The organism is uncultured Erythrobacter sp. (assembly GCF_947492365.1).
In the GTDB taxonomy this organism is placed as follows: Bacteria; Pseudomonadota; Alphaproteobacteria; order Sphingomonadales; family Sphingomonadaceae; genus Erythrobacter.
On record NZ_CANLMB010000001.1, the window covers coordinates 513,318 to 535,048 of the forward strand.

At 60.1% G+C, this 21,731-nt stretch carries 16 protein-coding genes and 1 tRNA gene; all 17 read left to right on the forward strand.

Going from position 1 to position 21,731, the window contains the following annotated elements; all coding sequences use genetic code 11:
• The first annotated feature begins 17 nt into the window (after positions 1-17).
• Positions 18-1,826: an aspartate--tRNA ligase gene (aspS, locus tag Q0887_RS02535; protein ID WP_299192080.1), complete on the forward strand. Its 1,809-nt coding sequence runs from the start codon at positions 18-20 to the stop codon at positions 1,824-1,826.
• Between the two features lie 111 nt (positions 1,827-1,937).
• Positions 1,938-2,930, forward strand: coding sequence for a tetratricopeptide repeat protein (locus Q0887_RS02540; protein ID WP_299192082.1), 993 nt, complete (start codon positions 1,938-1,940; stop codon positions 2,928-2,930).
• Positions 2,931-3,122: 192 nt separating this feature from the next.
• A complete protein-coding gene (locus tag Q0887_RS02545) occupies positions 3,123-3,359 on the forward strand; it encodes an acyl carrier protein (protein WP_298895652.1) in 237 nt (78 codons plus the stop codon).
• A gap of 169 nt (positions 3,360-3,528) precedes the next feature.
• Positions 3,529-4,788 (forward strand): beta-ketoacyl-ACP synthase II, encoded by a 1,260-nt coding sequence (fabF, locus tag Q0887_RS02550; RefSeq protein WP_299192083.1) that lies wholly within the window; start codon positions 3,529-3,531, stop codon positions 4,786-4,788.
• A gap of 4 nt (positions 4,789-4,792) precedes the next feature.
• On the forward strand, positions 4,793-5,761 hold the full coding sequence (mltG, locus tag Q0887_RS02555) for an endolytic transglycosylase MltG (RefSeq protein WP_299192084.1): 969 nt from the start codon (positions 4,793-4,795) through the stop codon (positions 5,759-5,761).
• A 120-nt stretch (positions 5,762-5,881) separates the two neighbouring features.
• Positions 5,882-6,400, forward strand: coding sequence for a 2'-5' RNA ligase family protein (locus Q0887_RS02560; RefSeq protein ID WP_299192085.1), 519 nt, complete (start codon positions 5,882-5,884; stop codon positions 6,398-6,400).
• 60 nt (positions 6,401-6,460) lie between these two features.
• On the forward strand, positions 6,461-7,117 hold the full coding sequence (locus tag Q0887_RS02565; protein ID WP_299192086.1) for a cyclic nucleotide-binding domain-containing protein: 657 nt from the start codon (positions 6,461-6,463) through the stop codon (positions 7,115-7,117).
• Positions 7,118-7,243: 126 nt separating this feature from the next.
• Positions 7,244-7,320, forward strand: a tRNA-Met gene (locus Q0887_RS02570).
• A gap of 323 nt (positions 7,321-7,643) precedes the next feature.
• Positions 7,644-9,260 (forward strand): bifunctional diguanylate cyclase/phosphodiesterase, encoded by a 1,617-nt coding sequence (locus Q0887_RS02575; RefSeq protein ID WP_299192087.1) that lies wholly within the window; start codon positions 7,644-7,646, stop codon positions 9,258-9,260.
• A 74-nt stretch (positions 9,261-9,334) separates the two neighbouring features.
• Positions 9,335-11,524 carry a TonB-dependent receptor gene (locus tag Q0887_RS02580; protein ID WP_299192088.1) on the forward strand — a complete coding sequence of 730 codons (2,190 nt, stop codon included), beginning with the start codon at positions 9,335-9,337 and terminating at the stop codon, positions 11,522-11,524.
• Positions 11,525-11,535: 11 nt separating this feature from the next.
• Positions 11,536-12,057 carry a YfiR family protein gene (locus tag Q0887_RS02585; protein ID WP_299192089.1) on the forward strand — a complete coding sequence of 174 codons (522 nt, stop codon included), beginning with the start codon at positions 11,536-11,538 and terminating at the stop codon, positions 12,055-12,057.
• A complete protein-coding gene (locus tag Q0887_RS02590) occupies positions 12,054-14,342 on the forward strand; it encodes a response regulator (protein WP_299192090.1) in 2,289 nt (762 codons plus the stop codon). Before Q0887_RS02585 ends, Q0887_RS02590 begins: the two co-directional genes overlap by 4 nt.
• Complete coding sequence (locus Q0887_RS02595) at positions 14,335-15,111, forward strand: response regulator (protein WP_299192091.1); 777 nt, start codon at positions 14,335-14,337, stop codon at positions 15,109-15,111. The genes Q0887_RS02590 and Q0887_RS02595 overlap by 8 nt, the downstream gene beginning before the upstream one ends.
• A 254-nt stretch (positions 15,112-15,365) precedes the next feature.
• Positions 15,366-18,920 carry a hydantoinase B/oxoprolinase family protein gene (locus Q0887_RS02600; protein ID WP_299192092.1) on the forward strand — a complete coding sequence of 1,185 codons (3,555 nt, stop codon included), beginning with the start codon at positions 15,366-15,368 and terminating at the stop codon, positions 18,918-18,920.
• Complete coding sequence (locus tag Q0887_RS02605) at positions 18,920-19,612, forward strand: DUF969 domain-containing protein (RefSeq protein ID WP_299192093.1); 693 nt, start codon at positions 18,920-18,922, stop codon at positions 19,610-19,612. Before Q0887_RS02600 ends, Q0887_RS02605 begins: the two co-directional genes overlap by 1 nt.
• Positions 19,609-20,559, forward strand: a complete 951-nt coding sequence (locus Q0887_RS02610) for a DUF979 domain-containing protein (RefSeq protein ID WP_299192094.1) — start codon at positions 19,609-19,611, stop codon at positions 20,557-20,559. Before Q0887_RS02605 ends, Q0887_RS02610 begins: the two co-directional genes overlap by 4 nt.
• Positions 20,550-21,539 (forward strand): DUF2891 domain-containing protein, encoded by a 990-nt coding sequence (locus Q0887_RS02615; RefSeq protein ID WP_299192095.1) that lies wholly within the window; start codon positions 20,550-20,552, stop codon positions 21,537-21,539. Before Q0887_RS02610 ends, Q0887_RS02615 begins: the two co-directional genes overlap by 10 nt.
• The last annotated feature ends 192 nt before the right edge of the window (positions 21,540-21,731 follow it).

Genomic DNA, 21,731 nt, shown 5'->3' on the forward strand with positions numbered 1-21,731 from the left:
GCAGGACAAGAGTTTAGATGCACGCCTATCGTTCCCACACTTGCGCACAGCTTTCGGCTGAAAATGTCGGCGAAACCGTCCGGCTTTCGGGCTGGGTCCACCGCAAACGCGACCATGGCGGCGTTTTGTTCGTCGATTTGCGCGATCATTACGGCATCACCCAGATCGTTGCCGATGAAGATTCGCCCGCGCTCGCGGTGTTCGAGCGGCTGCGCGCCGAATCGGTTGTGACGATTGACGGCGATGTGAAGGCTCGCACGCCTGAGACCGTGAACAAGGATCTGCCGACTGGCGAGATTGAAGTGTTCGCGCGCTCGATCACTGTGCAGAGCGCTGCTGAAGAGCTGCCCATGCCGGTCGCGGGCGAGCAGGACTATCCTGAAGACATTCGCCTCAAATACCGCTTCCTCGATTTGCGGCGCGAAACGATGCACCGCAACATCATGCTGCGTTCGAAGGTCATCACCTCGCTGCGCCAGCGGATGATCGACCAGGGCTTTACCGAGTTCCAGACCCCGATCCTGACCGCGTCGAGCCCAGAGGGCGCGCGCGACTTCCTCGTGCCCAGCCGGATGCACCCGAACAAGTTTTACGCGCTCCCGCAGGCGCCGCAGATGTTCAAGCAGATGCTGATGGTGTCGGGCTTTGACCGATACTTCCAGATCGCGCCCTGTTTCCGCGATGAAGATCTGCGCGCTGACCGCAGCCTTGAATTTTACCAGCTCGATTTCGAAATGAGCTTCGTCACGCAGGAAGACGTGTTCCAGGCGCTTGAGCCGGTGCTTGCAGGCACGTTCGAAGAATTTGCCGACGGCAAAACGGTGACGGCAGGCGGCACTTTCCCGCGCATCCCCTATGCCGAAGCGATGCTGAAATACGGCACCGACAAGCCCGACCTGCGCAACCCGCTCGAAATCAGCGACGTCACCAGCCACTTTGAGAAATCGGGCTTTGGCCTGTTTGAAAAGATCGTTGGCGGCGGCGGTGTGGTGCGCGTTGTGCCTGCGCCTAAGACCAACGAGAAGAGCCGCAAGTTCTTCGACGATATGAACAACTGGGCGCGCTCGGAAGGCTTTGCCGGCCTCGGCTATGTCACCCGCAAGGGCGGTGAGTTCGGCGGTCCGATCGCCAAGAACCACGGCCCGGACCTGATGGCTGAGCTTTATAACGAGCTTGGCCTTGGCCCCGATGACGGCCTGTTCTTTGCCGCTGGCAAGGAGAAAGACGCCGCCAAACTCGCCGGTGCCGCGCGTACGCAGGTGGGTGAACAGCTCGGCCTGATCGAGGAAGGCTGCTTCAAGTTCTGCTGGATCGTCGACTTCCCCATGTATGAGTGGGACGAAGACGCGAAAAAGGTCGACTTTTCACACAACCCCTTCTCGATGCCGCAGGGCGAGATGGAAGCGCTGGAAACCATGGACCCGCTCGACATCAAGGCTTGGCAATATGACATCGTCTGCAACGGTTATGAGCTTAGCTCGGGCGCGATCCGGAACCACCGTCCGGACATTATGTACAAGGCCTTCGAACTGGCAGGCTATGACAAGGCGACCGTCGACCGCGAGTTTTCCGGCATGATCGAAGCGTTCAAACTGGGCGCGCCGCCGCACGGCGGTTCGGCGCCGGGGATCGACCGCATCGTGATGCTGCTGGCCGGCGAGGAAGCAATCCGTGAAGTGATCGCTTTCCCGATGAACCAGAAGGGCGAAGACCTGATGATGGGCGCTCCGTCGCAGGCCGAACTGCCGCAGCTGCGCGAGCTTCATTTGCGTCTGGTCGAACCGCCGAAGAAGCAGGCTCCTGCCGAAGGTCAAAGCGAAGGCTAAGGCCGCACAATCCTGACCGGCGCAATCCTGTCAGCCCCCTTGGGAAGACATTCAGTCACGATACATTGTCCCCGCGACAGTCTGATGATGGACTTGAATAGGGGGCAAACCATGGGTGCATTGTCGAAAATTGCCAAAGCCGCGCTGGCAGGTTGCGCCGCGATTGTGGCTATGCAGCCGCTTGGTGCGGAAACCATTCCGGTCAGCGGTGTCTATGCTCCTGATGTCGCGCTTCCTGCCGATATCGAGTTGATTGTCATCGAGCGCTTTCGCGGCGATGTGGGTTCGGATGTCGAACTTGCGCTGACCGAGGCACTGGGCAATGTCATAATCCGCGGGGAGCCTTGGTTCGAGCTCGCTCGCCCGCGTGATTTGCGCGATGCGGTTGTCGAAGTCGAAGGCAATGACGGGACCATCCACACCGTTCCGCTGGTCGCCGATGCCGAATTGCGCGGGACGGTCCGCAGCGAAGTGATCGAGCGCCGGGTCGATGACAAGGTCGAGCGCGAATGCGTCGCCCGCGATGAAGACGGCGATTGCATCGAGCGGCGCGAAGTGCGCATCGAATGCCGCGAGATCTCGGTGAGAATCGACCCGCGCATTCTGCTGATCGCGCAGAATGGCGAGCAACTCTATTCGCAAAACCGCTCGCGAACCGAGGCGGAGCGGTTCTGCCTCGACAGCTATTCGGTGCCCTCCAGTCTGGACATGGGCAACGCACTGATCGCGCGGCTGGTTGCCGATATTCGCGGCGACCTTGCTCCGGTCCAGTCGCGCCGCAATATCCGCGTGATGGAAAGCCGCAGCGATCTGAACCGCGCCGACCGCAGACCATTTCGCGATGCAGTACGCGCAACCAATGAGAGTATCGAGGCGGCTTGTTCGGGCTTTGAAGCGCTGGAGGCGACCAATCCTGCGCATGTCTCGGTGCTGTTCAATATCGGGCTTTGCTATGAAAGCGGAGGCGAGCTGGAACGCGCTGCCGACTATTATTCGCGCGCGCTCGAAGTGGATCCGGACAAGGATTACCCGCGCGACGGCATGCGCCGCATCCGCAGCCGTGAACAGGCCGAGATCATGCTGGCGGAGCGCGAGGCGCTGTAATTCAGGCACTTAGAGCGAGCTTGCAGAAAATATTATCCGCGCCGACTGACGGAAAATCGCAGAGATTTCAGTCGCATGGACCTTGACCTGCAATCCAGCCCAATTGCGAGCCGCATCTTGACTTGCGCTTAATCGAACCGATCTTTAGGGCGATTGACAGAATTTCTAACCCCAAATTCAAGAGGGAAACACATGAGCGATACTGCCGACCGCGTGCAGAAAATTGTCGTCGAGCATCTCGGCGTCGAAGGTGACAAGGTCACTCAGGAAGCAAGCTTCATTGATGATCTGGGCGCAGACAGCCTCGACATTGTCGAGCTGGTGATGGCGTTCGAAGAAGAATTCGGCGTGGAAATCCCTGATGATGCGGCCGAGAAAATCTCGACCGTGGGCGATGCCACGAAGTTCATCGAAGAGAATAAGGGCTAATCGCCCTCAGGAAACCCGCGCTTGCACCAGCAGGCGACGGGCACCTGACCGACAGGCCCGAGCCCTTTCTTTCGAAAGGGTCGCGGGCCTGTAGTGTTTCAGGAAGAATTTCGGGATCGGGCAGGCGTCAGACCTGCCGCAAATCCCGCTCAGGCTTTGGAGTAATTGCATGCGCCGCGTAGTCGTAACCGGACTTGGTCTTGTCACCCCGCTTGGCGGAGATGTGGAGACCTCGTGGAAGAACCTCATCGCCGGCGAAAGCGGGGCAGGGCAGATCACCAGCTTCGATCCGTCCGACCAGAAATGCACCATCGCTTGCGAGGTAAAGGGCAAGGACCACCCCTGGGGCTTTGACGCGGACAAGCGCGTCGATGGCAAGATCCAGCGGCAGGTCGATCCCTTCATTATCTTCGGCATAGACGCCGCCGGACAGGCGATCGAAGACGCCGGTATCACCGACCTCACCGATGCGCAGAAAGAGCGCGTTGGCTGCTCGATCGGTTCGGGCATTGGCGGTCTTCCGGGGATCGAGAAGGAATCGGTCAATCTGCATGAACGCGGACCGGGCCGGGTTAGCCCGCACTTCGTCCATGGCCGCCTGATCAACCTCGTCACCGGACAGGTCCAGATCAAGCACGGCTTTATGGGCCCCAACCATGCAGTTGTGACGGCCTGCTCGACCGGCGCGCACTCGATTGGCGATGCCGCGCGCATGATCGCAATGGACGATGCCGATATCATGATCGCGGGCGGGGCAGAGAGTACCGTCAACCCGCTCGGCATTGCGGGCTTTGCACAGGCGCGCGCGCTCAACACCAGTTTCAACGACCGCCCGAAAGAGGCGAGCCGTCCCTATGACAAGGACCGCGAAGGCTTTGTCATGGGCGAAGGCGCAGGCGTCGTCGTGCTTGAGGAATATGAGCACGCCAAGGCGCGCGGCGCGAAGATCTACGCTGAAGTCACCGGATACGGCTTGTCGGGCGATGCCTATCACGTCACCGCCCCGCATCCCGAAGGTCGCGGCGCGGAACTGGCGATGCGCATGGCTTTGAAGAAGGCCGGACTGGGCGCGGGCGATATCGACTATGTCAACGCGCACGGCACCTCGACCATGGCCGACACGATCGAGCTGGCTGCGGTGAAGCGCGTGCTGGGCGATGATCTGGGCGGCGCTTCGATGAGCTCGACCAAGAGCGCCATCGGCCACCTTCTGGGCGGTGCAGGCGCGGTTGAGGCTGTGTTCTGCATCCTCGCCATCCGCGACCAGATCGTCCCTCCGACGCTCAATTTGCACAATCCCGATGACGGCACCGAAGGGATCGACCTTGTGCCGCACACGGCGAAGAAACGCGAAGTGCGCAGCGTCCTCAACAACAGCTTCGGCTTTGGCGGGACCAATGCCTCGCTGATCATGCAAAAGGTCGATTGAGGCGATGAAGAAGCTCGGCCTGTTACTGGTCGGCATAATCGCACTGGCTGCAACCGTGCTGGTCGTGCTGCCGGGTTTCCTCGGCGAAGCGACAATCGAGGAAGAAACGCCGTTTCTGATCCCCGCAGGTTCTTCGCTGAGCGCGGTGGCGGATGATCTGGAGGCGGCGGGCCATATCACTTCGGCAGACGGGTTCCTGCTGCGTGCGCGGCTGTTCGGCTCTTCCGACCCGATTCAGGCAGGCGAGTTCTCGCTGACGCCGGGCATGTCGCAAGGTGATATCCTTACCGCATTTCAGTCCGGCGATGTGATCCGCCGCTTTGTGACGATCCCCGAAGGCATGCCCTCGGTGCTGGTGTGGGAGCGGCTGATGGCCGAAGACCTGCTCACCGGTGAGATCGCGGTCCCGCCCGAAGGCTCGATCTTGCCTGACACCTATGCGTTCGAACGCGGGCAGGACCGCGGCGAGCTTGTCGAGCAGATGCAGGCCGCGATGGACCTTTATCTGGCCGAACAATGGGCCGAACGCGGCGATAATATCGCGGTAACAACCTTGCGAGAGGCGCTGGTTCTCGCATCAATCGTCGAGAAGGAAACCGGCACACCCGAGGAACGCGGCACGATTGCGGGGCTTTACTCCAACCGTCTGCGCACTGGCATGATGCTGCAAGCCGATCCGACAATCATCTACCCAATCACGCAGGGCAAGCCGCTGGGCCGCCGCATCCGCCAGTCGGAGATCGCGATGGTCAACGGCTACAACACCTACACCATGCTCGGCCTGCCGCAGGGACCGATCACCAATCCCGGGCGTGAGAGCATCGCTGCGGTGCTCAACCCCGAGGATCACGGCTACCTCTTCATGGTCGCCGACGGAACTGGCGGGCACGAATTCAACGCGACGCTGGATGGGCATAACGCTGCTGTCGACAAGTGGTTTGCCCTACGCCGCGAGCGCGGAGAGATGGATTGAGCGCGAAGTCGGAGGGAATGGTCTGTTCGCGGCGATGCGCTAGGCGGTCCTCGGCGTTTCAAAACAAGTTACGCCGCGAGCGTGCAGAGATGGAATAGGCCGCCGTCGCAGCAAGCACAGATGCCGAACCCCTTCATCCTCACTGCCGCCCTGCCAAAGGGCATTCATGACTGGGCCGATGGTCTGCGGCGAGAGCATTTTCCGCCGGAGCGCAACCACCTTCATGCGCATGTGACGATGTTCCACTCTTTCGCGCCGTCGCTGCTGGACGAATTGAAGGACTTCCTGCCGCGTATCGCCGCCGAATTCGCTCCGCCAGAGGCGCATGTGACCGGCCTTATGGACCTTGGCAAAGGCACAGCAATCGCACTGAAGAGCGAACCGCTGATCGCGCTGCGCGAATTGATTGCGGACCACTTTCACGGCAGCCTCACCGCGCAGGACCTCCACACGCCGCGCCCCCACATCACGATCCAGAACAAGGTCAGCAAGGAAGAGGCGCGGGCTTTGCAGGCGCAGCTCGCCCCGACGATCGAGCCGCGCACATTCGCTTTCCCCGCGCTCGAGCTGCATCTGTATCAGGGTGGTCCGTGGGAGCTGGTCAAACGCTGCGCATTTCGCGGGAGCGAGCGGTTGTAGTATAGACTATTGTGTAGCCGTGCGCGGGCGAGCGCCGGTTTGCGATTGGGGAAAGCGCGAATGTTCGAAACAGGCAATTGGCTGGGCTGGCTTGCGGGTCTGGCGCTTATCGCGGCGATGATCCCGCATCAGGTCCGCCTTATCCGGATTTGTGCTCTGGTTGCCGGTGTTCTGGCCGTTGTGCATTTTGCGATCCTTGAAGGACTGGGCGTGGGATTTCTGCTCGCGGTGGCATTTCTCGCCGTCAACGCCGCAAGGATGTTCGAACTGCGCCGCCGTGCGCGCAGCGGGGTGATGACGCGCGATGAGCGCGAGCTGTTCGACCATGTGATGCAGATCGAGGAACCCTCCAACCAGAACCGGCTGCGCGATCTGATGATGTGGGAAGACGTCGAGGTTGGCATTCGCCTGATCGAGCAGGGTCAGCTCGACCCGCCGCTCATCTACATCGCCAGCGGCCGCGCCCAGATCGAACGCGATGGCGCCATCGTCAGCGAATGCGGCGCGGGCGAGTTTTTGGGCGAGATGAGTCACATTTCGGGTGAACGCGCGAGTGCAAGCGTCACCGTGACCCAGCCGATGCGAATGGCGCGGCTGGACCGTGATGCGCTGGGGCAATTGGCAGGCAGCCTGCCCGAGATCGGCAAGGCTCTGGACCGCGCATTCAACCGCTCTCTGGCGGTCAAAGTGCTGCGTATGAACGAGAGCGCGGCCTAACATACGAAACACGGCTTGACCCCTGCCTGCCTGCGCCCTAAATGCGCCGCTCGTTTGAGGCCGCAATGCCTCGCGAATCCCGTTAGTAGAATGCAAGCGGGAGGCTCCCAGGGGCGATCTTGGTGAGGCGGAGTAGCTCAGGTGGTTAGAGCAGCGGAATCATAATCCGCGTGTCGGGGGTTCAAGTCCCTCCTCCGCTACCAGATATTGCCCGTCCGGGTAGCCAGAAGATCTCTGAATTCAGCACAGCACCCTGAAACATCAAATCGTGACTTGCGCGAGCCGTTCATGCTCGCGGCCGGTGCGCCGAATTTACGCGCGGCCTAAGCCTTCATTCGTTCGCTGCACCAAGTGTACCTGCGCTCGAGAATCCGTCGCTGCATTACGTAAAATCTGGAAACAGGATTGTGCATGTTTTCACTATGTGAGCCCACCTTAGCTGGATGTCGTGCGCTTTAGGCGGGCGCTCAACGCAAGGGGCGGGCCGAATAGTGCGAGACTTTTTCGACGATGGATGAGTGACCAAGTGCCTAATGTCTCTGCTCCCGCAATCATCTTCGCATTTGCGTGCGTCATTGTGCTCGCCTTTGCCGGATGGTGGCGCAACCGGCGCAAGCTGGAAGCAGACTGTCAGCGCGTGATTGACGCGTTGGAGCTGGCCAAAGGCGGCGAGTCAGCGAAAATGCAGTTCGAATTCGAAACGACGCCGTTCCGCAATGTCGCGGCGGCTCTTGGGGCGACGGTCGAGGCCACGCAGTCGCGGATCAACGATCTGGTGCGTGCGTCCAGCTACGACAGATTAACCGGGATACTCAACGCTGGAAGCTTTCGCCATTCGTGCAAGAGGCTCCTGTCGGAATCCGATGGAAAGCCCGGCGATGGCGTATTGCTTTATATCGACATCAACGACTTCAAGCCGATCAATGACAATCTCGGCCATGACGCGGGCGACGAGTTTCTGCGCGTGTGCGCCGAACGGATGACGATCACTGCAAATTCTTTCAAAGCAGGCAAGTTGGCTGCCCTGCTAAACGATCAGGATATCGATAAGCATTCGGCTTTCGCGGGACGGTTGGGTGGGGATGAGTTTGCCATCTTCCTGCCCGGACAGATCAGCAATGAGGAGGTCGAAAAATTCGTCTTCCGCGTTCAGCGTGTAGTGGGCGAACCGTTTCACGTGGGCCAGCATGCACTGAGCGCAAAAATGTCGATCGGGGTCGCCTATGCAAGCGAGCACCACCATTGCTACGACAAGCTTCTCGCGGCCGCAGACACCGCGATGTATGTGGCCAAGTCCAAGGGCAAGGGGGGGCACGCCATTTACAAGCCGACAATGCGGCAGAAAGGCGAGCGGGTTCTCGATCAGGAAGTCGCGATTCGCACTGCGCTTCAGAACGGCGAATTCCGTCTGGTTTTTCAACCGCAGCTCAATCTACGAAGCGGCACGATCGATTCCTGCGAAGCGCTGGTGCGCTGGCAGCATCCGCAGCTTGGGCAACTAAGCCCGGACAAGTTCATACCTTTTGCTGAGAAACACGGACTGATTGACGACATTGGCGACTGGGTAATTCAGGAATCCGTTCGCAGCGCGTCGGAATGGCGGCAGCGCGGGATCGACATGCGGGTGGCAGTCAACATCTCACCCAAGCAGTTCAGCCGGGTCGAGTTGATCCCGTTCGTGCGCGCCTGCCTCAAACGCTATGAACTGCCCGCCAAACTGATTGAGATGGAGGTCACTGAGGCAGCGATCATGGACAATGACGATGTCGCGCTGGAACGGATTGCCGGCCTGCGGCGCGACGGCGTCCAGATCGCGCTCGACGATTTCGGGGTCGGCTTTTCGAACTTTGCCCAGCTCCTTTCGCTGCCTTTCGATCACCTCAAACTTGACCGGTCGCTGCTTGAAAAGAGCCTTTCAAGCAGGCGCCGCCGGATGGTTCTATCAACGATCATGGATCTGTCTGAAAATCTGAGTTTCAAGGTGGTTGCCGAAGGGGTCGAGACCACCGGGCAGCTGGCGCATCTGCGCAAAATCAATTGCCATTTTGCGCAAGGATATCTGATCGCAATGCCGATGCCGTTCGATGAGCTGTGCGCATTTGCCTCTGCGCCTAAGGGCAAACTCGGAGCCATCGCGGCATAAGGCCGCAACCATCCCGACCTAATAAAATACCGAGCATCAGCGATTTGGCTGTCCCTGCGATTTCGGGAAATATTATGGCGCGATCAATCTGTTACCTCAACGTACTTTTGGCCATGGGCATTGCGCAACCTGCTCTTGCCGAAGCGCATGGTGCTGATCTGACATCGCCGGTCGAGGCACCTTTGCTTGCACTCGACGACGGAGCCGCGGCCTTTGACTTGCCTGCCAATGCGATGCCGGAGGATGTCATTGAAGACGAGCCGTTTGCGGATGCCATGACTGCCGACGATTTGACGCCAGTTGCGCAAGATGAACCTGACGGGACTGACCTTTTTGGCCTTTCGCTGGAGGAGTTGTTGTCGCAGGAGGTTACCTCTGCGGCCAAGAAATCGCGCCGCATCGCCGATTCAGCCGCGGCCATCACAGTCATCACCCAGGACGACATTATGCGTTCTGCGGCGCGCACCGTGCCTGACCTGCTGCGGATGGTTCCCGGCATGGAAATTGCCGAAGTCCAGTCCTCGGCGACCTCGGTCTCCTCGCGCGGATTTACCTCGCGATTTGCGGCCAATCTGCTGGTGATGGTCGACGGCGCGGCGATCTACAGCACTTCGATCTCGGGCATGTTCTGGGATCAGGCGCTGATCCCCTTGCAGGACATCGAGCGCATCGAAGTGATCCGTGGACCGGGCGGAACCCTGTGGGGCAGCAATTCGATCAGCGGTATCGTCAACATTATCACCAAGCAGAGCATCGACACTCAGGACATCCGCCTTAATGCCAGTGTCGGTACGTTCGATATTCGCGGCGAAGTTGGCATCGGGCGCCAGTTTAACGACGAAGTCGGTGCGCGCATCTATGGCAGCTATCGCAGGACCGAAGGGCTCGATTCCCGCTTTGGTTCGGTCCCTGATAACAACTGGGAAGGCGGCCTGGCCGGCGTGCGGGTCGACTATGCACCTAGCCGCGATGACAATATCGTCGTGCTATTCGAATTGTCCGACGGCAACTTTATGGAGCGGCTCGTCGATGTAAGCTTCGATCCGTTTACGCCGGTTTCCAGCATCGTGGCGCTCGACAATGTCTTCAGCGCCACCCACGCACTGGCCCGATGGAATCATTCCGGCGGCGAGGATTTCGACCTTACCGTCCAAGGCTATTTCAATTCGCTTTCTCGCACCGAGTTCGAAGCAGGGATAGACCGCGATCTCTATGATCTTAGCATCGAGGGGCGCTGGCGCACCTCGGACACGCATGAATTCAATTTCGGCGTTGCCGGTCGAATTTCGCACGATCATATCGAGAATGCGGAGGCGCTCTCGTTACCGTCGTCGACAAACAATGACCGGTGGCTAAGCGGTTATCTGCAGGACGATATCACGCTGCTGCCTGACGTGCTGCGGCTGACAATCGGCTCGAAGTTCGAGTTGAACAATTTCACCGGAACCGAGATTCAGCCGAGCGCCCGGATATTCTACCGCTTTGATCCGGATCATGCGGTCTGGGCGTCTGCCTCGCGTGCAGTGCGAACTCCGCTGCTGCTTGCGCGCGAAATGGTGGGGCAGATTGATCTGGTTAGGGAGATCCCCGGATTTCCGGTGCCAGTTCCGATCCGCACGACACTGAACGGCAATCCCGACGCCGAAGCGGAGGAGGTGCTTTCATTCGAAGCAGGAATTCGCGGATCGCTGGGTTCAGGTTGGTCTTATGACGCAGCGGCCTTTTATTCCGAATACAACAAGTTGGCGACATCGACGGCTATCGCGCAAACACCGATTATCGTCCCGCCTATTCCGGTGCCGGTGGGCATCAGAATAGACAATACAATTACCAATCTCGGGGCCGGTACGGGCTATGGCATGGAGCTTTTGCTGAGCGGTCCGGTTGCGCGGTGGTGGCAGCTCGACCTGTCCTATTCCTATCTAGACCTCGATCTAGAGACCGGACCGGAAAGCTACATTCTGTTTGGTGGCGATACCTCGCCCAAACATCAGTTCCGGCTGAATTCGGCGATCGATATAGGCGACCGCCTCTCTGTCGATGCGTTCGTCCACTATGTTAGCGGAGCGTCGAGTGGGCGCCGCGATGCCTATACCGATCTTGATATCCGCGCGACATACCGGGTCAGTTCGCAGGTCGAGATGTCGCTGGTTGGGAGCAATCTTCTCGACGGCCGGCGGCTGGAATTTTTCCAAGACACGCTACCGCTTGAAAACTTCTACGTGCCGCGCAGTGCCTATGTCGAAGCGCGCCTGCGTTTCTGACGGCAGTGAGAATGAGGTCGATCATAAGTCGATGCGTCCTGATTGGGCTGGTAGGTATCATCTGCGCAGCATCAGTCCTGTTCACGCCGACTGTTGCCCATGCGCAGGACAAGTCGCGGGTGCGCGCAGCGCTCGTCTATAACATCATCCGTTTCGCCCGCTTTCCGGATGCGGGCGACACGCTGGTTCTTTGCGCTCTCGCCAGCGATCAGAGTGCACCGCACCTGCGCGCGATTGAAGGGCGCCGGGCGGGCAGTCAGCGGATCCGCGTGTCGTTACTTTCCAGTGCACGGCAAGTGAGCGGCAATTGCGATATCGTTTATCTCGACAGCGCATTGCCTGACACGATCAGACCGGCGCGCGGGCAATTGGTGATCGGCTCTGCGCGCAATTTCGCTGACCGTGGCGGGATGGTCGGGTTGATCGAATTCGGCGGTCAGGTTCGCTTTGTCATCAATGATGGCGCCGCAGGCAGAGCCGGGGTGCGGTTTAGTTCTCAGCTATTACAACTGGCGGCGAGGGTAATCACATGATCAGTTCTATCCTGCCGTTCCGAAAGCTGGCGAAACAGCCGTTTCGAAAAAAACTGACTTGGATCACCATGGCCGTCACCGCGGTCGCGCTGCTTGTGTCATGCGCAGGCCTGATCGGCGTCCAGTTGGTTTACGAGCGCAATAAGACCGACGAACAGAATTATCAGGTCGCTGAAGTGCTGGCGTCCAATCTGGGCGCGGCAATTGTTTTCGAAGACAGCCAGACGGCCGATGCGATCACCCATTCGGCGCGCGCGGTGCCGAGCGTGGTTCTGGTCCAGGTGCACGCCAGCGGTTCGCAGGCGCTCAGCACCTATGTCCAGGCCGATCCTGAAATGCTCGAAACGCCGCCTGATCCTGAGGCGCTAATCGCGCAGACGGAGGGTTTCCTGAGCGATTATGGCCGCTACTCGGCCCCGGTCATGGTCGATGAAGATGCAGTCGGGTCGCTGGTCGTGGTCTATAACTACCGCAGCCTTGCAGCGATCGCACTCGATGTGTTGCCGGTGGCGATTGTTCTCTTCCTGGCCTGTCTGGTGATCGGTTTTGCTGTATCTAACATACTGAAAAGGATGGTATTCAAGCCGCTCGACGGTCTGACTGCGTCGATGAAGTCAATCCGAAGCTCCGGCGATTTGCAGGACCGCGTCGAGTATTCACACGATCCCGATTTCGATACGATCATTGGCAGCTATAACGCGATGCTGGACGAGATCGAGGCGCGAACGGTCGAGCTGTCGCACGCGATGGATCAGCTCGCGGTCGCCCGCGACGAAGCGGAATATGCCAATATCGCAAAATCCGCATTCCTCGCTAATATGAGCCACGAACTGCGGACCCCGCTAAACGCCATCATCGGCTATGCCGAAGTGCTGCAGGACGATCTCGCCGAAGCCCATATGACCCGCTCTGTCGAGGATGTGAGCTGGATCTATAGCTCGTCGAAACAGTTGCTCGAACTGATTAATAGCTTGCTCGACCTATCCAAGATCGAGGCTGGCAAGATGGAGCTCGATGTGCATTCGTTCGACCTTCCACTGCTGATGCAGGAGGTGCAGGCAACCCTCCAGCCGCTCGCGGACAAGCAGGGCAACACACTCGAAGTGACAATCGATGGCGGGATTGGGCTGATATCAAGCGATTCCAGCAAATTGCGGCAGAGCCTGCTCAATCTTGGCAGCAATGCCTGCAAATTCACAGAGAACGGGTTTGTCGGGATCAATGTACGAAGCGCAGACAGCAACCTCATCATCACGGTGTCCGACACGGGGATCGGGATGAATGAAGAAGTTGTCGCACGGTTGTTCCAACCTTTCGAACAGAGCGATTCTTCGACCACAAGGCGCTATGGCGGCACCGGACTTGGGCTTGCGCTGGTAAAGCACTTTGCCGAGATGCTCGGCGGGTCAGTGCATGTGGACAGCGACGAAGGCTATGGCAGCACCTTCACTATGACGGTGACGCGCAACATCAATGCCGACACCGAGCCTTCTACCGACGTGCAGCCGAACATCGAGGCCAGCGCATCTTGTTCAGATCAGGTGGCCAAAGATGACAACCGGCCGGTGGCGGTGATCATGGAAGACGAACCGAGCGCGGCGCAGCTTTTGCAGCGATTGCTGCGGCGTTCTGGCTATCGCTGCCTGGTGGCTAGCGAAGGCAAAGCGGGGCTGCAGATCGTCAGGGAAACTCGCCCCGACATCATCCTGCTCGACATCGACCTGCCGGTCCTCAACGGTTTTGAGGTGCTCGAAGCGATCGGACTGGATGAAGAGCTCAAGGCGATCCCGACCGTTGTCGTGAGCGTTGATGACAGCCGGCGACGCTCACTCGCGCTGGGTGCCAGTGATCACCTTATCAAACCTTTCGACACCGAGGATATGGAAGCCATCCTCTCGCTCTATTCGGGGAAACGAAGCGGGCGGATATTGCTGGTTGAGGACGATCCCGCAACCGGCAGGCTTTACGAAAACGGCCTGATCCAGTGCGGCTTTAAGGTCGATCGTGCAGTCAATGGCGATGAAGCCGCCGATTGGATAAGCTCTAACAACTACGCAGCCGTCGTAACAGACCTGCAAATGCCCAAAAGCGATGGTTTCGAACTGATCAGGCGCATTGCCGATCTGAGCGCCTCCGAAGCGCCGCCTGTCCTGGTGGTCACAGGCAGCCTGCTCGAACCCGAAAGACAAAGGCAGCTCGAAGCGATGGTCTCCTCAGTCCACCTCAAATCCGGCCTGACACCTCGTAACCTTGCCGGGAAGATAACGGAGCTGCTCGATGCCTGAAGATCGCCCCGAAACAACTCCAATTGGCAAGCATGAAAACCCACAAGGAAGTGCCATGAATTTCCAATCGAGTGAGATTGCGCCTGCAAAAATCCTGATTGTCGATGATGTCGAAGCCAATCTGCAGGTCGTGCGTCGACGTCTGGCCTGCGCGCAATTCGATCTACACTCCGTAAAATCCGGTGCCGAGGCGCTTCGTTTCATTCAGGAGCACAAGCCCGACCTCGTGCTGCTGGACTTTATGATGCCGGAAATGAACGGCATTGAGGTGTTAAATGTCATCCGAAAAGAATGGGAGCTGGCAGAATTGCCGGTCATCATGCTCACTGCGCGGGCAGAATCTGCAGCGCTGATCTCGGGGCTTGAAGCGGGTGCGGATGACTACATTTCGAAGCCGATCGATTTCAGCGTCCTCAAAGCCCGGATCGAAACCCAACTCAGCAAGGTGAAGTCGAAGAAGAGCCTGCGCCAGGTCAATACGGCGTTGGACGAGCGAGTTACGATGCGCGCGCTCGCATTCGACCAGCTGCGCGAAGAGCTGGAAAACGAGATCACTCTTCGCAGGAAAGCCGAACGCGAACTTGATCGTCTCACAATGGATAGCGACAATACCGGAGCTGCGGCTCCGGAAGGAGTGGAGAAAACCGCAGTCGACGTTCAGCCGCTTGTGGAAATCGTGGACCGGATCATTCGAGCGGTGAGCGATGGAAAGCCCGTCAATCAAGCGCTTCTTTCATCGCTAAAATTCAAGTTGCTGGAATTGGGCTGACATCGAATCCTGCGCCAACTTAGCTGGGAAGCGGAGTTGGCATGGCTGCTCACCGGCTCACGTGCCAGCTCGATCCGCTCGATCATAGCGGGCGCAGCTTCATGGGTGCCTGAGGCGACGCAAGGTGGGCAAAGCGGCCCACTTATCCCCGGCAAGTTGCTGCAATCTCCGAGCTTATTTGACGCCGCCGGATTGCCTTGCAACAAACGGCCCACAGTTCGACCTGACCGTCACAGCAAGGGAACTCTCAAGCGATGAACGCCTGGCGCTTTGCTGTGGACCGGGGAGGCACCTTCACCGATGTGGTTGCGCTGACGCCCGATGGACGGCTGGTGACGGACAAGCTGCTTTCGGAAAATCCCGATCACTACGCCGATGCGGCAAGCGAGGCTGTGCGCCGCCTGATGGATCGGCATGGCGAGGCTCCGGTGGCGGAACTGCGGATCGGGACCACGGTGGCGACCAACGCTTTGCTGGAGCGCAAGGGCGAGCGGCTGGCGCTGGCGATCACCAGCGGCTTTGGCGAAGCGCTGCGGATCGGAACGCAGGCGCGCCCCGACATCTTCGCCCGTCACATCGTCCTGCCTGAGCAGCTGCCCGAGCGCGTCGTCGAGATCAGCGAGCGGGTCAGCGTCGACGGCGATGTACTCACCGTGTTGGACCAGGCTCAGGCCCGCAAGCAGTTCGAAGCGCTTCGGCGGGATGGCTTCGATGCGATTGCGATTGTGCTGGTCCATGGCTGGAAGCACCGCGACCACGAGCGGCGGCTTGCCGAGCTGGCGCGCGAGGCAGGCTTCAGCCAGATCAGCACCAGCCACGAGGTCGCGCCGCTTATCCGGTTGATCCCGCGCGGCGATACAAGCGTGGTGGACGCCTACCTCTCGCCGGTCCTGCGGCGCTACACCGATACGCTGAGGGCGCAGCTGCCCGTGACCGATCACCTGCGCTTCATGCAGTCGAATGGCGGACTGGCCGAAGTTGGCGCCTTTCGCGGGAAGGATGCGATCCTCTCCGGCCCAGCAGGCGGCGTGGTCGGCATGATCGCGGCGAGCGAACCTTTGGGGCACAGCAAGCTCATCGGGTTCGACATGGGCGGGACCAGCACCGATGTCGCGCATTACGCCGGCGAGTTCGAGCTGACCGGTGACAGCGTCGTCGCAGGCGTGCGCGTCGCGGCTCCGATGATGCAGATCCACACCGTTGCCGCCGGGGGCGGCTCGATCTGCTCCTTCGATGGTGCGCGATTCCGCGTCGGTCCCGAAAGCGCGGGCGCTGATCCTGGCCCTGCCTGCTACCGCAAGGGCGGGCCGCTCACTGTCACTGACTGCAACCTGTTCCTCGGGCGTATCGACCCGGCCTTCTTCCCCAGCGTGTTTGGCCCCGGCGGTGACGAGCCGCTCGACCCCGCAGCCTCGCGCGCCGCGTTGGAGGCAGTCGCAGCGGCGATGCCCAAGGGACGGTCGCTGGAAGAGATAGCGCAAGGCTTCCTCGCCATCGCGGTCGACAACATGGCCAATGCCATCCGCAAAATCTCGGTCGCACGCGGTCATGACGTCACTGCCTATGCGCTCGCCTGCTTCGGCGGAGCGGGAGGGCAGCACGCCTGCAAGGTGGCTGACCAATTGGGGATGGAGACGGTGCTGGTCCACCCGCTAGCCGGAATGCTCTCCGCCTACGGGATCGGCATCGCACCGGTGAAGGCGATCCGCGAGGTCAGCCTTGTGCGTGCCTTGGGCGAGGGCTTCGCGCGGGAACTGGAGCGGTTGCAGGAGGATGCGCGCGCTGCGTTGTTGGCGCAGGGGATCGGGGAGGACGCCATCACGCTCGATCCGCGCGCAAGGCTGCGCTTTGAGGGGAGCGACTCGCTGCTGACGCTTGCCTGCGAAGACACCGCTGCGATGGATGCTGCCTTCCGAAAGCTCCACCGCCAGCGCTACGGCTACTCAGACGACACTGCCGCGATCATCGTTGAGGCGCTCAGCGTGGAGGCTAGCGGCAATGCGGGCGGGTTGGGACAGGCTCAGGCGCAACCGCAATCTGTTTCGGGCGAAGCCTCGGGGGAGTGGCCGACGATCGAGCGCGCTGCGATGGCGGCGGACGAAAGTGTTAACGGACCTGCGCTCATCATCGATCCCGGCTCGACCACTGTGGTCGAGGAAGGCTGGCAGGCAGCACTCGCGGACGAAGGCACCCTTGTCCTGACCCGCACGGCGGCTCTGCAACGCGAGCGCGCGGCTGGCACGCAAGTCGATCCGGTGCGGCTCGAGATCTTCAACAACCTCTTTATGGCCATCGCGGAGGAGATGGGCGTCGTCCTGCAATCCACCGCGACATCTGTGAACATCAAAGAGCGGCTCGACTTCTCCTGCGCGCTGTTCGACGCGGAAGGCGCGCTGATCGCCAACGCGCCGCATATCCCGGTCCATCTCGGCTCTATGGGCGACAGCATCGCTCGCGTGGTTGAGGCTCGCGGCGCTGCCCGCGACGGCAGGGGCTTTCGCCGCGGCGATGCCTATGTGCTCAACGATCCTTATCGCGGCGGGACGCACCTGCCGGACATCACCGTGATCGTGCCAGTGTTCTACTCCGAGAAAAGCGCCGAGCCGGATGCCTTCGTCGCCGCGCGCGGGCACCATGCCGATATTGGCGGGATCGCGCCTGGCTCGATGCCGCCCGAAAGCCGCACGATCGCCGAAGAAGGCGTGATGATCGACAACCTCCTGATGGTCGATGAAGGTGTGTTTCAGGAGGATGCGGTGCGCGCGGTTTTGGCAGGTGCAGAGTATCCCGCCCGCGCGCCTGATCGCAATCTTTCGGACCTGCGCGCTCAGCTCGCCGCCTGCACGCGAGGCGCGGAATTGCTAACTGCGGCTGCGCATGATCAGGGCGGAGAGGTGGTCGCGGCCTATATGCGCCATGTCCTCGCCAATGCAGAGGAAAGCGTGCGGCTGCTGCTGGGCCAGCTGGAGGATGGCGCATTCGCCTATGCGATGGACAATGGCGCGAGCGTGCGCGTCGCCATCCGCATCGACCGCAATGCGCGCTCCGCCGTGTTCGACTTTACCGGTTCGAGTGATCAGCTGCCCGACAATTTCAACGCCCCGCGTTCGATCACGCGCGCAGCGGCGCTCTATGTCCTGCGCACACTGATCGACGATGTGATCCCAATGAATGACGGGTGCTTGCGGCCCGTCGAGCTGATCGTCCCCGAAGGCTCGATGCTCAATCCCCGGCCCGGCGCGGCAGTGGTTGCTGGCAATGTCGAGACGAGCCAAGCGGTCACCGATGCGCTGTTCGCGGCCACCGGACGCCTAGCGCCGTCGCAAGGGACGATGAACAACTTCACCTTCGGCAACGCGCAGCACCAGTATTACGAGACGATCTGCGGCGGCTCTGGCGCTGGCCCGGACCATGACGGGACGAGCGCGGTGCAGACGCATATGACCAACAGCCGCCTGACCGATCCGGAGATCCTCGAAACGCGCCTGCCGGTGCGGCTGGAGCGCTTTGCGATCCGGCGCGGTTCCGGAGGCGAGGGGCGTCATAGGGGCGGTGACGGGGTTGAGCGGCGCGTCACTTTCCTTGAAGAAATGCGCGCAAACATGCTCGCCAATCGCAGAAAGGTGCCGCCGCGCGGGATCGCTGGCGGCGAAGACGCGCAAGCAGGGCGCAACTGGGTAGAGCGCACGGATGGCACGCGCGAAGAACTGAGCGCGACGGCTTCGGCCAATATGCAGCCGGGCGACACATTCGTAATTCTGACTCCCGGAGGCGGGGGCTTGGGCACGCGGGAAGGGGACAACACATAATGAGCTATCTGCCATTGCTGGGCATCGTGATTGTCGTGATCGGCTTTGCACTGCGCTTTAACCCGTTGCTCGTGGTTGTAACTGCGGCGCTAGCGACTGGGTTGCTTGCAGGACTCGATTTCGTGGCTGTCGTTGAGGCCCTGGGCAGGGCATTTAATGACAACCGCTTCATCTCGGTCACATGGATCATCCTGCCGGTTATCGGCCTGCTGGAACGGCATGGTTTGCAACAACGCGCGCGGGCCCTGATCGAAAGCGTGCGCGGGGCCACCATGGGCAAGCTGCTGGTTCTCTACCTCCTGTTCCGGCAGCTCACCGCTGCTCTGGGCATGAAGGACATTGGCGGCCACCCACAAGCTGTGCGGCCTCTATTGGCGCCGATGGCTGAAGCGGCGGCGGAGAAGTCGCACGGGAAACTGCCCGAAGAAGAACGTCAAAAAGTCCTCGCAATGTCCGCCGCGACCGACAATGTCGGGCTGTTTTTCGGTGAAGATATCTTCTTCGCAATCGCCTCCATCTTGCTGATACAAGGGGTTTTTGAAAGCTCTGGTTATCCGTTAACGCCACTCGAACTTTCGGTCTGGGCAATCCCCACTGCGATCTGCGCTTTCTTCATTCACGGTTGGCGGATCACCGCTTTGGATCGCCGTTTGGCGCGGGTGCGAAGCGAAGTCGGGGAGGGCGCAGCGTGATAACCTATGAATGGCTATACTGGCTGGCTGGCATTTTCTTTGCCTTATGGTCAATTCTTAGCTTGCGCGATCAACGCATTGGAAATGCGGTGTTTTGGGGACTGCTGTCGGCGAGCTTCTTCTTTGGTTCGCACCTGTCTGATCTCGCCAATGGCGTGCTGGTGCTCGCGTTGGTCGCGATTGCTGGTGTGGGCGGACTGGCCCGCAGCGAGCCGGAAACCACGACCCACGAAGAGCGAGAAAGATTATCAAATAAGCTCGGTAATAGATTGTTTTTACCAGCATTAATTGTGCCCGTGACAGCGGTGGCGGGTACGCTTCTCTACAACTTTACGCCTTTGTCAGAGACAGGCTTGTTCGCCCCGCGCAAGGAGACCTTGTTGCTGTTTGGAGCAGGCGTTGTGGTTGCTTTGATTGTTGCGATGGCGTGGCTGAAGGCGCCTGTTGTTGCGCCGATTGAGGAGGGCAGGCGGCTAATCGATTCAATCGGATGGGCTGCGATCTTACCACAGATGCTTGCAGCTCTGGGTGCGGTTTTCGCAATTGCTGGAGTGGGAGACATCATTGGCGGAGCGGCGCAAGCTGCAATCCCCGAAGGCAGTGTCTTTCTGACTGTCGTGGTATTCGCGCTCGGGATGGCGCTGTTCACCATCATCATGGGCAATGCCTTCGCGGCGTTCCCTGTGATGGCCGCAGCAATCGGGATCCCACTCTTGGTTGAGACTTATGGCGGCAACCCGGCGGTGATCGGCGCGGTGGGGATGCTGGCCGGATTCTGCGGGACATTGCTCACACCGATGGCGGCTAACTTCAACATCGTGCCCGCGGCCCTGCTTGAGCTGGACGATCAGAACGGCGTGATCCGCCAGCAGATTGGCACCGCAATTCCGCTTTGGGTGTGCAACGTTGTGATCATCTATGTGGGGGCATTTCTGCTGTGGGGCTAACCGAAGACATTGCACGCCGTTTTGCCCGGATAGCGCTGGGCCATGTGGCGCAGGAATATCCCAACAAGCTCGAGCATGTGTTGGGGGCGGACGCTGACGCGCGCACACCGCGCGATCTGCACCCTTGCTTCTTCGGCAGCTTTGACTGGCATTCCTGCGTCCACAGCTGGTGGACGCTGCTGACTTTGCGCAGGCTCTATCCCGATATGGCTGAAGCCTCCGATATCGATATGCTGGCCAACGCGACCTTCACCGAGGCGAAGCTAGACGTCGAGCTTGCCTATCTGGAGCGGCTGCATTCGCGGGGCTTCGAGCGGCCCTATGGCTGGGGCTGGCTGCTCGCACTCCATCACGAAGCTGCGCTGCATGGGGACCGTCCGTGGGGTGCCAGGCTGGAACCGCTCGCGCGCGCCTTTGCTGCGAGGTTTGCCGATTATCTCCCGCTACTCACTTATCCGATCACGGTCGGCACGCATGGCAACACTGCCTTTGCGCTGGTGCTGGCAAGCGAATGGGCGGAGGGCCGGGATCCCGCATTGCTTGAAGTGATTTCGAGATGGTCGTCCAAAGCGTTTGAAAGTAAAGTTGATTATTCGGGATGGGAACCTGCAGGCGACGAGTTTCTCTCGCCCGTCCTGATTGCGGCGCTGCTGATGAGCCGAGTGATGCCACGCGGCGAATTCGCGCCTTGGTTCGACCGGCTCGTCATCGCCAATGGCTGGATCGAGCGCGAGTGCCACCCTGTCACCGTGTCGGATCGCAGCGACGGCAAGATCGCGCATCTTGATGGCCTAAACCTCAGTCGTGCATGGTGCCTGCGCAGAATCGCCTCAAGCCTTGCGGACGAGGCTGCCTTAGCGCTGCTCGAAGATCGCGCAGGCGCTCATCTAGAGGCGGCAATGCCGCATGTGGCGGGTGATTATATGGGTGAGCATTGGCTCGCGAGCTTTGCGCTGCTGGCGCTTTGCGCGGACTCATAGGCTTCGCGCTGAAGGCGAATCATGCCCGAAAGTTTGAGGCGAACGCTGTTTCCTGCCGCGATGGGCCTTCGCCGCTCGATTGACCGATTGGTAGATTATTCGAAGGGTTACAGCCTTTTTGGCCGAATTCGAAGCCTCGATTAACCACGTCAAATTGCAAAACATTGTATCCAAAACCGCAGAACTGCGCGG